We start from the raw sequence: 14,739 nt of genomic DNA, 5'->3' as shown, positions 1-14,739 counted from the left end.
CCACCTCTCCATGGCTTAGGCTGGGAGGGTTGGGCGCCTGACAGTCGCCCGATACGACTTACTACGCCGTAGGTCCCCGCACCGCACCCGTCCCGCCACCGAGTGGGGAGAGGGATGGCGCATACAGGAAACCCCGGCGAGAGAGGCCGAAGGCCAATTCATGACCATGACTGATCCGATCGCAGACATGCTGACGCGTCTGCGGAACGCGAACTCGGCGTACCACGATTCCGTGACGATGCCGGCGTCCAAGATCAAGTCGCACATCGCGGAGATCCTCCAGCAGGAGGGCTTCATCACGGGCTGGAAGGTCGAGGACGCCGAGGTCGGCAAGAACCTCACCCTTGAGCTGAAGTTCGGCCCGAACCGTGAGCGCTCCATCGCGGGCATCAAGCGGATCTCCAAGCCCGGTCTCCGGGTGTACGCGAAGTCCACCTCCCTGCCGAAGGTGCTGGGCGGCCTCGGCGTGGCGATCATCTCCACGTCGCACGGGCTCCTCACCGACAAGCAGGCCGGCAAGAAGGGCGTGGGTGGGGAAGTCCTCGCCTACGTCTGGTAGCAGAAGGGAACGGAGGAAACAGCTATGTCGCGTATCGGCAAGCTCCCCATCGCGGTTCCCGCCGGCGTGGACGTCACCATCGACGGCCGCACGGTGAAGGTCAAGGGCCCCAAGGGCGAGCTGACCCACACCGTCGCAGCTCCGATCGACATCGCCAAGGGTGAGGACGGCGTGCTGAGCGTCACCCGCCCCAACGACGAGCGTCAGAGCAAGGCCCTGCACGGCCTGTCCCGCACGCTGGTGGCGAACATGATCACCGGCGTGACCCAGGGTTACGTGAAGAAGCTCGAAATCAGCGGTGTCGGTTACCGCGTGGCCGCGAAGGGCACGAGCCTCGAGTTCGCGCTCGGCTACAGCCACCCGATCGTCGTCGAGGCGCCCGAGGGCATCACCTTCAAGGTGGAGAACCCGACCCGCTTCCAGGTCGAGGGCATCGACAAGCAGAAGGTCGGCGAGGTTGCGGCCAACATCCGCAAGCTGCGCAAGCCCGACCCGTACAAGGCCAAGGGCGTCAAGTACGAGGGCGAAGTCATCCGCCGCAAGGTCGGAAAGGCGGGTAAGTAAGCCATGGCATACGGACAGAAGATCCTGAAGGGCGACGCCTACAAGCGCGCCGCGATCAAGCGCCGTCACCTGCGCATCCGCAAGCGGATCAACGGTACGGAAGAGCGTCCCCGTCTGGTCGTTACCCGCTCCAACCGCCACATCGTGGCCCAGGTGATCGACGACCTCAAGGGGCACACCCTGGCGTCGGCGTCCACCCTGGACACCTCGATCCGCGGTGGCGAGGGCGACAAGTCGGCCCAGGCCAAGCAGGTCGGTGCCCTGGTCGCCGAGCGCGCCAAGGCCGCCGGTGTCGAGGCCGTGGTGTTCGACCGTGGTGGCAACCAGTACGCCGGGCGCATCGCCGCCCTGGCGGACGCCGCCCGCGAAGCCGGGCTCAAGTTCTGAGCCGCTCGTAGCTAGCGGAAAGAGAGAGGTAATCCAATGGCTGGACCCCAGCGCCGTGGAAGCGGTGCCGGTGGCGGCGAGCGGCGGGACCGTAAGGGTCGTGACGGTGGCGCTGCCGCCGCCGAGAAGACCGCGTACGTCGAGCGTGTCGTCGCGATCAACCGTGTCGCCAAGGTTGTCAAGGGTGGTCGTCGCTTCAGCTTCACTGCGCTCGTCGTAGTGGGCGACGGTGACGGCACCGTGGGTGTCGGTTACGGCAAGGCCAAGGAGGTGCCGGCCGCCATCGCCAAGGGTGTTGAGGAGGCCAAGAAGCACTTCTTCAAGGTCCCCCGTATCCAGGGCACCATCCCGCACCCGATCACGGGCGAGAAGGCCGCGGGCGTCGTCCTGCTCAAGCCTGCCTCCCCCGGTACCGGCGTCATCGCCGGTGGTCCGGTGCGTGCCGTGCTGGAGTGCGCGGGCGTGCACGACATCCTGTCGAAGTCGCTCGGCTCGTCCAACGCGATCAACATCGTCCACGCGACGGTGGAGGCCCTCAAGGGTCTCCAGCGTCCGGAGGAGATCGCGGCTCGCCGTGGCCTCCCCCTGGAGGACGTCGCCCCCGCGGCTCTGCTGCGGGCGCGTGCCGGGGCTGGTGCTGCGTAATGGCCCGCCTCAAGATCACGCAGACGAAGTCCTACATCGGCAGCAAGCAGAACCACCGTGACACGCTGCGTTCGCTCGGGCTCAAGCGCCTGAACGACGTGGTCGTCAAGGAGGACCGCCCCGAGTTCCGCGGCATGGTGCACACCGTCCGCCACCTCGTGACGGTCGAGGAGGTCGACTGATCATGGCGGAGAACAGCCCGCTCAAGATCCACAACCTCCGTCCGGCCCCCGGCGCCAAGACCGCCAAGACCCGTGTCGGTCGTGGTGAGGCGTCGAAGGGTAAGACGGCCGGTCGTGGTACCAAGGGCACGAAGGCCCGTTACCAGGTTCCGGAGCGCTTCGAGGGTGGCCAGATGCCCCTCCACATGCGTCTCCCGAAGCTGAAGGGCTTCAAGAACCCGTTCAAGACCGAGTTCCAGGTCGTGAACCTCGACAAGCTGGCGGCCCTCTACCCCGAAGGTGGCGAGGTCACCGTCGAGGACCTGGTCGCCAAGGGCGCGGTTCGCAAGAACAGCCTCGTCAAGGTCCTCGGTCAGGGTGAGCTCTCCGTGGCGCTGCAGGTGACGGTCGACGCCGTCTCCGGCTCCGCCAAGGAGAAGATCACCGCTGCCGGCGGCACGGTCACCGAGCTCGTCTGATCACCTCAGGCGTCTCGATGACATGAGCGATCCCGACCGGGGATACCCCACAAAAGGGGTATCCCCGGTCGGTCGTTCCAGAGGGGGCAGTGTCGCCGGTAAGGTGGCCTGCGCTGTCTGTTATTCAGCACCGTCGTTACCCAACCGTCGAACCTCAGACCGTCACCCTTGACGCAGATGCGCGGGGGTCGCAGGAGGCACCGTGCTCACCGCGTTCGCCCGGGCGTTCAAGACGCCCGACCTGCGCAAGAAGCTGCTCTTCACGCTCGGTATCGTCGTGGCCTACCGGGTCGGTACCCACGTCCCGATCCCCGGCGTCGACTACAAGTCCGTCCAGCAGTGCGTGGACGAGGCGTCCGGCAACCAGAGCCTCTTCGGGCTGATCAACATGTTCAGCGGCGGCGCGCTGCTCCAGATCACGATCTTCGCGCTGGGGATCATGCCGTACATCACGGCGAGCATCATCCTCCAGCTGCTGACCGTCGTGATCCCGCGCCTGGAAGCCCTCAAGAAGGAGGGTCAGGCCGGTACCGCGAAGATCACGCAGTACACCCGCTACCTGACCGTGGCGCTCGCCATCCTCCAGGGCACCGGCCTCGTCGCCACCGCCCGCAGCGGCTCGCTCTTCTCCGGCTGCTCGGTCGCGAACAGCATCGTCCCGAACCGCGACATCTTCACCACCATCGTCATGGTGGTCTGCATGACCGCCGGCACCGCCCTCGTCATGTGGCTCGGTGAGCTCATCACCGACCGCGGCATCGGCAACGGCATGTCGATCCTCATGTTCATCTCGATCGCCGCGACCTTCCCGTCCGCGCTGTGGGCCATCAAGAAGCAGGGCACCCTGGCCGGCGGCTGGATCGAGTTCGGCACCGTCATCGCCGTCGGCCTCGTCATGGTCGGCCTCGTCGTCCTGGTCGAGCAGGCCCAGCGCCGCATCCCCGTCCAGTACGCGAAGCGCATGATCGGCCGCCGGTCCTACGGCGGTACGTCGACCTACATCCCCCTCAAGGTGAACCAGGCGGGCGTCATCCCCGTCATCTTCGCCTCGTCGCTGCTCTACATCCCGGCGCTCATCGTCCAGTTCTCCAACTCGCAGGCCGGGTGGGCGACCTGGGTGACGACGAACCTCGCCAACACCCGGGCCGGGGTGCACATCGCGCTCTACTTCCTGCTCATCGTGTTCTTCGCCTTCTTCTACGTGGCCATCTCCTTCAACCCCGAAGAAGTCGCGGACAACATGAAGAAGTATGGTGGCTTCATCCCGGGCATCCGGGCTGGCCGACCGACCGCTGAGTACCTTTCCTACGTACTCAACCGGATCACCTGGCCGGGCTCGCTGTACTTGGGTCTGATTGCTCTCGTCCCGACGATGGCGTTGGCTGGTTTCGGGGCAGACCAGAACTTCCCGTTCGGCGGTACCAGCATCCTGATCATCGTGGGTGTCGGTCTGGAGACCGTGAAGCAGATCGAGAGCCAGCTCCAGCAGCGCAATTACGAAGGGTTCCTCCGCTGATGCGAATCGTCCTCGTCGGGCCGCCGGGCGCCGGGAAGGGAACGCAGGCCGCGTTCCTGGCCAAGAACCTGTCGATCCCGCACATCTCCACGGGCGACCTCTTCCGCGCCAACATCAGCCGGCAGACCGACCTCGGGAAACTCGCGAAGTCCTACATGGACGCGGGCAACCTGGTACCGGACGAGGTCACCATCGGGATGGCCAAGGACCGCATGGAACAGCCGGACGCCGAGGGCGGGTTCCTCCTCGACGGCTTCCCGCGCAACGTCTCGCAGGCCGAGTCGCTCGACGAGATGCTCCGTACCGAGTCCATGAAGCTGGACGCGGTGCTGGACCTGGAGGTCCCCGAGGAGGAGGTCGTCAAGCGGATCGCCGGGCGGCGGATCTGCCGCGAGGACTCCAGCCACGTCTTCCACGTGACGTACAGCCCGCCGAAGCGTGACGGGGTCTGCGACGTCTGCGGGGGCGAGCTGTACCAGCGTGACGACGACTCCGAGGACACCGTGCGCAAGCGGCTGGAGGTCTACCACACGCAGACCGAGCCGATCATCGACTACTACAAGACCCAGGGGCTGGTCGTCACCATCTCCGCGCTGGGCAAGGTCGACGAGGTCACGGCGCGGGCCATGGAAGCACTGCGGCGCGACTAGGCTCGACCACCCGCATCCCGGAAGCCCCCGGTGTCCCTCAGGGACGCCGGGGGCTTCTTGGCGCGTGCTTTGCCGGACCATCGAATAATCATGGACACGCAAGATCCCCGTCTGTAGGGTCGTGCCGATCAACGGGGGAAACGGTGGTCACAACTTCCGTATGCCCCCGTGCAGTTGGGCCTTTTCCAGGCCCTCAACGGGGAGAAACACATGAAGACTCTGCTCAAGAGCGGTGGCATCGTCGCCGCGTCCGCCGCCATCTTCCTCGGCGTGGCCTCCGCGCCCGCCTTCGCCGGCAACGTCGGCATCAGCCTGCCGAACAACCGCGGCAACATGACCTTCATCGACGACGGTGACAAGTTCCGCGTCTGCGACACCCGGGTCGACGACCACGGAGTCACCGGGTACGTCCGGCAGCTGCGTGCCGACGGGCGGATCGTCACGATCCTCACCGTCGACGACGGCGGCGACAACGGCTGTGACACCAAGGAGACCGACCTCATCGGGCGGACGCCCCACGACATGGTGCTGTGCTGGAACGGCGGCGGCGCCTGTGTCGTCTCGCCGGTGATCCGCGAGAGCTGAGCCTCGGCTCCGCCCTGAGCATCCAGGCCCCGGCCGCCCTCGGCGACCGGGGCTTCGGCGTACGTCCGTGCGTGGGCGTATTCTGAGGTGCCGAAAACGACCGTGGCCCAGGAGGCGCAACCCAGCATGGTGCAGATCAAGAGTCCCGAGCAGATTGCCAAGATGCGGGCTGCGGGGCTGGTCGTCGCGGCGATCCATGCGGCCACGCGGGAAGCGGCGGTGCCGGGGGCCTCTACACGGGATCTCGACGAGGTGGCCCGCAAGGTGCTCGCGGAGCACGGGGCCAAGTCCAACTTCCTCGGGTACGGCGGGTTCCCGGCGACCATCTGCACGTCCGTGAACGAGGTCGTCGTGCACGGGATCCCGTCCGACGAGGTCGTCCTCAAGTCCGGGGACGTCATCTCCATCGACTGCGGGGCGATCGTGGACGGGTGGCACGGGGATGCCGCGTACACCGCCTTCGTCGGGTCCGGGCACTCTCCCGAACTCGTCGAGCTGTCCCGGGTGACCGAGGAGTCCATGTGGGCCGGGATCGCCGCGATGAAGATCGGCAGCCGGCTCGTCGATGTGTCGCGGGCCATCGAGACGTACATCCGCCGGCAGCCCAAGCCCGGTGGCGGGCGGTACGGGATCATCGAGGACTACGGCGGGCACGGGATCGGTACGGAGATGCACATGGATCCGCATCTCCTGAACTACGTCGACCGCAAGCGGGGGAAGGGGCCCAAGCTGGTGCCCGGGTTCTGCCTCGCGATCGAGCCGATGGTGTCGCTCGGGACGGCGAAGACCGAGGTGCTCGCCGACGACTGGACGGTCATCACGACCGACGGGACGTGGTCCTCGCACTGGGAGCACAGCGTCGCGCTGACCGAGGCGGGGCCGTTGGTCCTCACGGCTCCCGACGGGGGCAAGGCGAAACTGGCGGAGTACGGGGTGACCGCCGCGCCCGATCCGCTGTCCTGACTTCTCCTCGCCGGGGAGGCAACGGGCAGGTAAACGGCCCTCTATGCGCACGTCAAGCAATTGATCGGCGTAGGGGACGTACCTGCAAATAACTCTGCCGCGGCCGACGTTGTTGCCAGGCGCCGGTCACACGCTTCCGGCGCATCGGCAGAGGAGAACAGAGTGAAGATCGGCAAAGAACGCCCGAGGATGCGGGGCAAGTGGGTGGGCCTGCTGACGGTGGCGCTGGCCCCGCTGGTGGTGATCGCGGCTCCTGGTTCCGCCTCGGCGGCCACCACGGTCTGCCTGCAGAACTTCGATGGTTCCCAGGCCGACATCGCGGGCAACGGGTCGACCCCCGACAAGACCAAGTCGGTGATCACCCAGCAGGCGAAGAACACCTGGGACGACTGGGTCTGGCGGGGCGAGACGTTCATGTGCCCCACGAAGATCGACGAGTGCTCGCAGAGCTGGGGGAAGTCGCACACGTCGGGCTGGGAGTTCTCGGCCGGCCTCGACATCAAGGTCCCGATCCCGTTCGTCGGGGACCTCGCCAGCATCACCCCCCAGTACGGGCGTCACGGCTCCACCACCTCGTCGTACACCTTCGAGATTCATCTGAAGAAGGGACAGAAGGCCCAGCCGATCCAGGTCGTGCAGCGCCGCTGGACGAAGGGCGCCTTCAAGGGCATCTACCACTCCACCGGAAAGTCGTGCCTGCCGAGCCCGGGCCGACCGGACGGCAACGCCTACCTGTACCGCTGGGACCCCAACAAGGTGTGGGGCAGCTGGACGACCAACCTCGAAGTGGACAACTTCGCGTCGTACAACGTCTACAGCTGACCTGACCGGTCCCCTGAGGCACCTCGCCGTCCGGCGGGGTGCCTCTCGGGCGTGCTCCCTGTCACTCGCCGCAGATCTCGCGGTACGGAATGCCGGGCAGATAGGTCCGCCACTGCGCCCGCGTCAGCTCGCGCTGCCGGGTGCGGGCGCAGACCGTGTCGGCCGCCTTCGCCTCGTCGAGGGGGTAGGTCTGGAGGGGGATGTGCGCGCTGCCCGCGTACAGGGTGGCGCTGTCCGCGGCGAAGGCCACCGTGTCGATGGCGTCGCCCGGTGTCGAGAGGGGGGCGCCGAGCTGCTGCTGGGTGGCGAGGTCCCACAGCTGGAGGCTTCCGGCCTCGCCGCCGACCGCCAGGGTGCGGCCGTCGGGGCTGATGGCGAGGGCGCTGACGGCTTCGGAGGCGTCCTCGACGAGGGTGGGGGGCACGCCGTCCGGGAGCGGGAGGAAGACGCTGGGCAGCGTTCCCTTCCGCTGGTGGAGCCCGCCGTCCCAGAGCGCGACCCGGCCCGTCTGGTCCCCGGCCGCGAACCGTGAACCGTCGGGGGCGAAGGCGAGGGCCCCGATCTCGTCCCCCTGGACCAGGTCACGGGGGGTGCGCCGGCCGCCGGGCAGGGCGGTCGTGGAGTTGTCGCCGGCCAGGAGACGGCCGCCGGGGCTGACGGCGAGGTGGCTGCTGACGCGGGCCGCGACCACCGTCGTCCGACGCCGGAGGAGGATGTCCCAGGTCTCGTCGCTCGGCTCCCCGACGACCGAGGTGCGGGTGAGGTGGAGGGTGCGGGCGTGCGGGCCGAGGGCCAGCGCGAACACCGTGCTGGCCGGTGTGTCCGTCGACAGATCCAGTGTGGTGCGGACCCGGCCCCCGGCGACGTCCCAGAGCGTGAGGCGCGACGGGGACGACTCGACACCGGACGTCGAGACGCCGTACGCGAGTGTCCTGCCGTCGGGGTCGAACGTCAGGAGCGGGGCGGTGTTCTCCGCAGGCACCGGCCGGGAAGAGCCGGGCGGAAGCGGGAGGGTACCGAGGAGCCGGCCGTCGGCGGTGCCGCGCAGTTCGAAGCGGTAGGTGTCGCCCGTGCGCCGTGCGGTGGCGAGGGTGCGGCCGTCCGGGCTGAGCAGGACCTTGTCCAGGGGCCGGCTCTGCCAGGCCGGGGTCGCGGCCGTCGCGACGTCCAGGGAGTGGACCGTGCCGGACTCCAGGTAGCGCAGCACCGGACGCCCGGGGTCCCAGGCCAGGCCGCCGTACAGGCGCTGGTTGTGCAGGGGGTTCCGGAAGACCGGGGTGCCGGCGCCGTACCGCCAGACCCTGACCTCCTTTCCGTCGGCGGTCGCCAGGAGGTTCCCGTCCCCGGTGAGGGCGGCGTACTGCACGCCGGGGTCGGAGAGCTCGGCCAGCTGCTTGCCCGAGCGGGTGTCCCAGACGCGCACGCCGTTCGCGGTCACCGCCGCGAGCCGCCCGCCGCCGAACACGAGCTGCGACCACTCCCGGTCGCAGGCGTCGCCCGCCTGCTCCCAGCCGCCGTGCAGCGTGCGCCGCCCGGCGAGGTCGTGGACCTGTACCGGGCCGCCCGCGGCGGGGCAGAGGGCGATCAGCCGTCCGTCCGCGCTCGGCGCGACCGCCGCCGGGCTCACCGCCTCGGTCTGGAACAGCAGGCCGCCGGTCACGGCCGAGCGCACCCGCACCCGGGGATCGTCCACGCTGCTCACGAGGTAGGCGCGCGCGGCGAAGTCCACGCCCGACCGCCCCGGCAGCCGGTCACCGAACCATCGCCCGGTGGCCGTGTCCCACAGCCGTGTTCCGTCGCCGTCGGAGAGCGCCAGCAGCCGTCCGTCCGGACCCACCCCGAGCACGGTGGCGCCCGGGGGCAGCGGCCCCGAGGCGATCACCCGGTGCCGGACCACGTCCCAGGTCCGCCAGGTGCGCCCCTCGGCGCTGAGCAGCGTACGGCCGGAGTCCGTCAGGCGGCGGAAGGGGGCGTCGCCGGGCGCCGGGTCGCTGAAGGCGTCCTCCTCCTGCTGGGCGAGCGAGCCCAGCAGCGCCCGCCGGGTCTCCGGCAGCTCGGACACGCGCCAGGCCGCGACGCCCAGCAGCTGGGCGGTGCGCGGGTCGGTCGTGCGCAGGGAGTCGGCGACGGAGGCGATCCGGCGGGCGGTGTCCTCGGTGCGGCGGCGCTCGATGTCCCGCCGCTGCTCCCAGACGGCCAGACCCGCCACCAGCGCCACCGTGAGGACGGCCGCCAGGACGCCCGCCGCGGCTCTCGCCCGGCGCGTCGCACGGACCGCGGCCCGGCCCTCGGCCTCACGGGCGGCCAGCGAGGCGGTCAGGAACCGGCGTTCCGGCACGGCCAGCGCCACGTCGCCCTCGTGGTCGGGGAACAGCTCCTGCGTACGGGCCAGCCGGGTGCCCCGGTACAGGCTGCCGGCGTCGCGGTCGTGCTCCAGCCAGCCGCGGGCGGCCTCGGTGAGCAGGCGGTGGTGCAGGAGCCGCTCACGGGCCTCCTCGATCCAGCCGTGCAGCCGCGGCCACGCCGTGATCAGCGCTTCGTGGGCGAGCTGGACGGTGTCCTCGTCGGCGGTCAGCAGCCGGGCGCGGGCCAGCCGCTCCACCACCACGGACGCGTGGGGGCAGGCCCACTCCTCCCGCTCGGCCCGGCTCAGCGGGCGCCGGGTGTCGGGGGTGCCCCGGCCGGGCTCGACCATGCGCAGCAGCAGGTGCCGGGCCGCGTCCGCCTGGGGTGCGGTCAGCTGTCCGTACGCCTCTTCGGCGCTCGCGGCGATGGCGCCGTGCACGCCGCCCGTGCTCTCGTACGCGGCCAGGGTCAGCAGCCGCCCCTTGTGCCGCCGCCAGGTCTCCAGCAGCGCGTGCGAGAGCATCGGCAGTCCGCCGGGCTCGTCGAGGACGTCCGCCACGATCCGCGCCGTCAGCTCCCGCTCCACCAGGAGCCCGGCCTGCTGCGCGGGCTTGACGACCGCCTCCCGCAGCTCGTCCCGCGTCATGGGCCCGACCAGCAGTCCGGCGGCGCGCAGCGCGTCCGCCAGGGCACGGTGCTCGCCGCAGCGCGGGTAGAAGTCGGCCCGTACGGAGATGACCACCCGCAGCCGGCTGCCGGGGTCGCGGGCGGAAAGCAGCAGGTCGATGAACCGGGCGCGTTCGGCCCGGTCCCGGCAGAGGGTGAAGACCTCCTCGAACTGGTCCACCACCACCCAGCTCTCCGGTTCGTCCGCGGCCGGGGCCAGCAGACGGCCGTAGGTGCCGGCCGGCCGGTCCCCGGGGGTCAGGATCCGCAGGGCGGTCGGGCGGCCCCGGTCCTTGATCTCCTTCTGGAGGCGGGGTATCAGACCGGCCCGCAGCAGCGAGGACTTCCCGCTGCCGGAGGCGCCGAACACCGCGGCGAACCGGTGCCCGCGCACCAGCTCCAGCAGGTCCTCCACCAGCCGGTCCCGGCCGAAGAACAGGCCCTGGTCGGCCGGCTCGAACCGGTCGAGTCCCCGGTACGGCGGTGCGGCGTCCTCGGTGTCCGCCACCGCCGCCTCCACGGCCTGCCAGCGGTCCGCCCACTGCGCCGGATCGCCGCCGCAGGCCCGCACGTACCCTTGGACGACGGCGAAGGACGGCAACCGCTCACCCCCCGCCGCCTGGGACAGCGTGGTCGCCGAGCAGCCCGCCGTCTCGGCCATGACCCGGTACGCCGGGTTCCCGGCCGCCCGGCGCAGCGCCCGCAGTTCGTACGCGAACCGCTGGAGCGGACCGGCCTCGGGGTCCAGGGGTTTCTCCGGGCGTGCCATGGGCCCACCTCCCAGGAAGTACGTATGCGCACCAAAGGGCATCAGGGGTGACGCAGCTGACTAGATGCCCTTCACGTGCATACGGTTGCCTGTCGGACTTGCGGCATCGGCCTTTTGGGGGAGTGAGGGGCTTAAGGATCTCCCTTGTGGGGCATCCTTGCTCGATTCGTCTTTCTGGGTGGGGTGACGTAGACTGACGCGTCGGCTTTCGTGCATTCGTGTGTCTGGATGCAGTAAGGGAGTCGATCAAGGTAGTCGATTCGAAGGGCGAAGCGTGGCCAAGAAGCAAGGTGCCATCGAGATCGAGGGCACTGTCGTCGAGTCTCTGCCGAACGCCATGTTCAAGGTCGAGCTCCAGAACGGCCACCAGGTCCTGGCACACATCAGCGGCAAGATGCGGATGCACTACATCCGTATCCTCCCTGACGACCGGGTCGTGGTGGAGCTGTCTCCGTACGACCTGACGCGTGGCCGGATCGTCTACCGGTACAAGTAGATCTTGCCCGCATCCCGCTCCCGCGGGGTGGTGGCACTGACCCGGAGAACCTCAATCCCATGAAGGTCAAGCCGAGCGTCAAGAAGATCTGCGACAAGTGCAGGGTGATCCGCCGTCACGGCCGGGTCATGATCATTTGCGAGAACCCGCGCCACAAGCAGCGCCAGGGCTGATCGCAACCCGATCCACACCCTCTGCATCCGCAGAAACTTCGCGCGACGCGAGCTGAATTGTTCATATGCAGGACCCGGACAGCCGTCGAGGCTGTCTGACACCCCCGGCTCGGAGGCCGGGGACCCGGTTCGTACCTAGTACGGCGGGCTGGGAATCGGTTCTGTGGAAGACCTCCGACGACCACCAGGAGCCATTTAATGGCACGCGTTTCCGGTGTTGACATCCCGCGCGACAAGCGCGTGGAAGTCGCCCTCACCTACGTGTTCGGCATCGGCCGGACCCTCTCGCAAGAGACGCTGGCTGCGACCGGCATCGACCCCGACGTCCGCGTCCGCGACCTGAGCGAAGAGCAGCTCGTCGCGATCCGCGAGTACGTCGACGCCAACATCAAGACCGAGGGTGACCTCCGTCGCGAGATCCAGGCCGACATCCGCCGCAAGGTCGAGATCGGCTGCTACCAGGGTCTGCGCCACCGCCGTGGCCTGCCCGTCCGCGGTCAGCGCACCAGCACGAACGCCCGTACCCGCAAGGGCCCGCGTCGCGCCATCGCCGGCAAGAAGAAGCCGGGCAAGAAGTAGTCCTCAGCGGACCACGCTTCATCAGCGGTCTTCGCTGTAGGACCGACCACCTCCCCGTAGGAGTTTGTAGATGCCCCCCAAGGGTCGTCAGGGCGCTGCCAAGAAGGTGCGCCGCAAGGAAAAGAAGAATGTCGCGCACGGCCAGGCGCACATCAAGAGCACGTTCAACAACACGATCGTGTCCATCACGGACCCGAGCGGCAACGTGATCTCCTGGGCCTCCGCCGGCCACGTCGGCTTCAAGGGCTCCCGCAAGTCCACGCCGTTCGCCGCGCAGATGGCCGCCGAGTCGGCCGCCCGTCGCGCGCAGGAGCACGGCATGCGCAAGGTCGACGTCTTCGTCAAGGGCCCGGGCGCCGGTCGTGAGACCGCGATCCGTTCCCTCCAGGCCACGGGCCTTGAGGTCGGCTCCATCCAGGACGTCACGCCCACCCCGCACAACGGCTGCCGTCCGCCCAAGCGTCGTCGCGTCTGACGCCAGTGCTTTAGAAGGTTGCTGTGGCTTCGGCTTTCGGCCGGGGGTGTGGGGGTTGTCCCCCACATGTAAACAGCCGGGCGGTACGGCTCCGTGAAAGGGCCGTATCGCCCGTACCCTTGTAGTACAGAGTCGGGCGTCAAATAGCGGGCGCCCCTGACTGAAGGATTCACTTCATGCTGATCGCTCAGCGTCCCTCGTTGACCGAAGAGGTCGTCGACGAGTTCCGCTCCCGGTTCGTCATCGAGCCGCTGGAGCCGGGCTTCGGCTACACCCTCGGCAACTCCCTGCGTCGTACGCTCCTCTCCTCGATCCCGGGTGCGGCTGTCACCAGCATCCGGATCGACGGCGTCCTGCACGAGTTCACCACCGTGCCGGGTGTCAAGGAGGACGTCACCGACCTGATCCTCAACATCAAGCAGCTGGTCGTCTCCTCGGAGCACGACGAGCCGGTCGTGATGTACCTGCGCAAGCAGGGCCCGGGTCTGGTCACCGCCGCCGACATCGCGCCCCCGGCCGGTGTCGAGGTGCACAACCCCGACCTCGTCCTCGCCACGCTCAACGGCAAGGGCAAGCTGGAGATGGAGCTGACGGTCGAGCGTGGCCGTGGTTACGTCTCCGCCGTGCAGAACAAGCAGGTCGGTCAGGAGATCGGGCGTATCCCGGTCGACTCGATCTACTCGCCGGTCCTCAAGGTCACGTACAAGGTCGAGGCGACCCGTGTCGAGCAGCGCACCGACTTCGACAAGCTGATCGTCGACGTCGAGACCAAGCAGGCGATGCGTCCGCGTGACGCCATGGCCTCCGCCGGTAAGACGCTGGTCGAGCTGTTCGGGCTCGCCCGTGAGCTGAACATCGACGCCGAGGGCATCGACATGGGTCCGTCCCCGACGGACGCCGCCCTCGCCGCTGATCTGGCGCTGCCGATCGAGGAGCTTGAGCTCACCGTTCGGTCGTACAACTGCCTCAAGCGTGAGGGCATCCACTCCGTGGGTGAGCTCGTTGCGCGCTCCGAGGCCGACCTGCTGGACATCCGCAACTTCGGTGCGAAGTCCATCGACGAGGTCAAGGCCAAGCTTGCGGGTATGGGGCTTGCGCTGAAGGACTCGCCTCCCGGGTTCGACCCGACCGCCGCGGCTGACGCCTTTGGCGCCGACGATGACGCGGACGCGGGCTTCGTGGAGACCGAGCAGTACTGATCTGCCGGTTTTCGGGTGCGGGTCGACTGTGGCTGGTCGCGCAGTTCCCCGCGCCCCTAGCGGCGCGGATCCCTCCGGAGTTCATAAGAACCCCGGATCTCTGACAGGCGACCGTCTGCTCAGATACTGACCCCGGTACCTCGTACGGCCGGGGCAGACACCTCAGGAGAATGACATGCCCAAGCCCACCAAGGGTGCTCGTCTCGGTGGTTCCGCCGCGCACGAGAAGCTGCTGCTCGCGAACCTCGCGAAGAGCCTTTTCGAGCACGGCCGGATCACCACCACCGAGGCGAAGGCCCGTCGGCTGCGGCCCTACGCCGAGCGGCTGGTGACCAAGGCGAAGAAGGGTGACCTTCACAACCGTCGCCAGGTGCTTCAGGTCATCACGGACAAGAGCATCGTGCACACGCTCTTCACCGAGATCGGCCCGCGCTACGAGAACCGTCCCGGTGGTTACACCCGTATCACCAAGATCGGTAACCGTCGTGGCGACAACGCGCCCATGGCCGTCATCGAGCTGGTCGAGGCGCTGACGGTCGCGCAGCAGGCGACCGGTGAGGCCGAGGCCGCGACGAAGCGCGCGGTCAAGGAGGCCGACGAGGCCAAGGCCGTCGAGGAGACCAAGGTCGAGGAGACCGAGGCTGCGGAGACGCCGGCCGAGGAGAGCAAGGACGCGTAAGCGTCTGCGGGGGACTGTTGTCGGGC

General features: G+C 68.6%; 18 protein-coding genes. 17 read left to right on the top strand and 1 reads right to left on the bottom strand.

Annotated features, from left to right (window positions below; all coding sequences use genetic code 11):
- Nucleotides 1-160 precede the first annotated feature (160 nt).
- The 11 genes from rpsH (at nucleotide 161) to ACLZOT_RS30650 (ending at nucleotide 7,331) form a co-directional block, all read left to right on the top strand.
- The gene (rpsH, locus tag ACLZOT_RS30700; RefSeq protein ID WP_030788259.1) at nucleotides 161-559 is read left to right on the top strand and encodes a 30S ribosomal protein S8; all 399 of its coding nucleotides are present in this window, start codon (nucleotides 161-163) and stop codon (nucleotides 557-559) included.
- A 24-nt stretch (nucleotides 560-583) separates the two neighbouring features.
- Nucleotides 584-1,123, top strand: coding sequence for a 50S ribosomal protein L6 (gene rplF, locus ACLZOT_RS30695; RefSeq protein ID WP_055718834.1), 540 nt, complete (start codon nucleotides 584-586; stop codon nucleotides 1,121-1,123).
- A gap of 3 nt (nucleotides 1,124-1,126) precedes the next feature.
- Nucleotides 1,127-1,510 (top strand): 50S ribosomal protein L18, encoded by a 384-nt coding sequence (rplR, locus tag ACLZOT_RS30690; protein ID WP_010354226.1) that lies wholly within the window; start codon nucleotides 1,127-1,129, stop codon nucleotides 1,508-1,510.
- Nucleotides 1,511-1,546: 36 nt separating this feature from the next.
- The gene (rpsE, locus tag ACLZOT_RS30685) at nucleotides 1,547-2,155 is read left to right on the top strand and encodes a 30S ribosomal protein S5 (RefSeq protein WP_010354225.1); all 609 of its coding nucleotides are present in this window, start codon (nucleotides 1,547-1,549) and stop codon (nucleotides 2,153-2,155) included.
- Nucleotides 2,155-2,337, top strand: coding sequence for a 50S ribosomal protein L30 (gene rpmD / locus ACLZOT_RS30680; RefSeq protein ID WP_005313525.1), 183 nt, complete (start codon nucleotides 2,155-2,157; stop codon nucleotides 2,335-2,337). The genes rpsE and rpmD overlap by 1 nt, the downstream gene beginning before the upstream one ends.
- Before the next feature lie 2 nt (nucleotides 2,338-2,339).
- Entirely contained in the window at nucleotides 2,340-2,795 is a 456-nt protein-coding gene (rplO, locus tag ACLZOT_RS30675; RefSeq protein ID WP_416972376.1) for a 50S ribosomal protein L15, read from the top strand.
- A 202-nt stretch (nucleotides 2,796-2,997) separates the two neighbouring features.
- Complete coding sequence (gene secY, locus ACLZOT_RS30670; RefSeq protein ID WP_416972375.1) at nucleotides 2,998-4,311, top strand: preprotein translocase subunit SecY; 1,314 nt, start codon at nucleotides 2,998-3,000, stop codon at nucleotides 4,309-4,311.
- Nucleotides 4,311-4,961, top strand: coding sequence for an adenylate kinase (locus tag ACLZOT_RS30665; RefSeq protein WP_416972374.1), 651 nt, complete (start codon nucleotides 4,311-4,313; stop codon nucleotides 4,959-4,961). Before secY ends, ACLZOT_RS30665 begins: the two co-directional genes overlap by 1 nt.
- 210 nt (nucleotides 4,962-5,171) lie before the next feature.
- Nucleotides 5,172-5,546: a hypothetical protein gene (locus ACLZOT_RS30660; RefSeq protein ID WP_416972373.1), complete on the top strand. Its 375-nt coding sequence runs from the start codon at nucleotides 5,172-5,174 to the stop codon at nucleotides 5,544-5,546.
- A gap of 126 nt (nucleotides 5,547-5,672) precedes the next feature.
- A complete protein-coding gene (gene map / locus ACLZOT_RS30655) occupies nucleotides 5,673-6,509 on the top strand; it encodes a type I methionyl aminopeptidase (protein ID WP_416972372.1) in 837 nt (278 codons plus the stop codon).
- Between the two features lie 162 nt (nucleotides 6,510-6,671).
- The gene (locus ACLZOT_RS30650; protein ID WP_416972371.1) at nucleotides 6,672-7,331 is read left to right on the top strand and encodes a hypothetical protein; all 660 of its coding nucleotides are present in this window, start codon (nucleotides 6,672-6,674) and stop codon (nucleotides 7,329-7,331) included.
- A 61-nt stretch (nucleotides 7,332-7,392) separates the two neighbouring features.
- Here the strand turns inward: ACLZOT_RS30650 and ACLZOT_RS30645 are convergent, their stop codons facing one another.
- Nucleotides 7,393-11,112: a hypothetical protein gene (locus ACLZOT_RS30645; RefSeq protein ID WP_416972370.1), complete on the bottom strand. Its 3,720-nt coding sequence runs from the start codon at nucleotides 11,110-11,112 to the stop codon at nucleotides 7,393-7,395.
- Between the two features lie 274 nt (nucleotides 11,113-11,386).
- Between ACLZOT_RS30645 and infA the strand changes: the two genes are divergently transcribed.
- The 6 genes from infA to rplQ all read left to right on the top strand — a co-directional run bounded on the left by infA (nucleotide 11,387) and on the right by rplQ (nucleotide 14,713).
- The gene (infA, locus tag ACLZOT_RS30640) at nucleotides 11,387-11,608 is read left to right on the top strand and encodes a translation initiation factor IF-1 (protein ID WP_003948620.1); all 222 of its coding nucleotides are present in this window, start codon (nucleotides 11,387-11,389) and stop codon (nucleotides 11,606-11,608) included.
- A gap of 59 nt (nucleotides 11,609-11,667) precedes the next feature.
- Nucleotides 11,668-11,781 (top strand): 50S ribosomal protein L36, encoded by a 114-nt coding sequence (gene rpmJ / locus ACLZOT_RS30635; protein WP_004984509.1) that lies wholly within the window; start codon nucleotides 11,668-11,670, stop codon nucleotides 11,779-11,781.
- A gap of 198 nt (nucleotides 11,782-11,979) precedes the next feature.
- A complete protein-coding gene (gene rpsM, locus ACLZOT_RS30630) occupies nucleotides 11,980-12,360 on the top strand; it encodes a 30S ribosomal protein S13 (RefSeq protein WP_416972369.1) in 381 nt (126 codons plus the stop codon).
- Nucleotides 12,361-12,430: 70 nt separating this feature from the next.
- Complete coding sequence (rpsK, locus tag ACLZOT_RS30625) at nucleotides 12,431-12,835, top strand: 30S ribosomal protein S11 (RefSeq protein WP_055718826.1); 405 nt, start codon at nucleotides 12,431-12,433, stop codon at nucleotides 12,833-12,835.
- Nucleotides 12,836-13,011: 176 nt separating this feature from the next.
- Complete coding sequence (locus ACLZOT_RS30620; RefSeq protein ID WP_003966937.1) at nucleotides 13,012-14,034, top strand: DNA-directed RNA polymerase subunit alpha; 1,023 nt, start codon at nucleotides 13,012-13,014, stop codon at nucleotides 14,032-14,034.
- A 175-nt stretch (nucleotides 14,035-14,209) separates the two neighbouring features.
- The gene (rplQ, locus tag ACLZOT_RS30615) at nucleotides 14,210-14,713 is read left to right on the top strand and encodes a 50S ribosomal protein L17 (RefSeq protein ID WP_416972368.1); all 504 of its coding nucleotides are present in this window, start codon (nucleotides 14,210-14,212) and stop codon (nucleotides 14,711-14,713) included.
- The last annotated feature ends 26 nt before the right edge of the window (nucleotides 14,714-14,739 follow it).

Origin of the sequence: Streptomyces sp. 4F14, from assembly GCF_048159485.1 — a bacterium.
In the GTDB taxonomy this organism is placed as follows: Bacteria; Actinomycetota; Actinomycetes; order Streptomycetales; family Streptomycetaceae; genus Streptomyces.
This window is presented reverse-complemented; position numbering and strand designations above follow the sequence as displayed.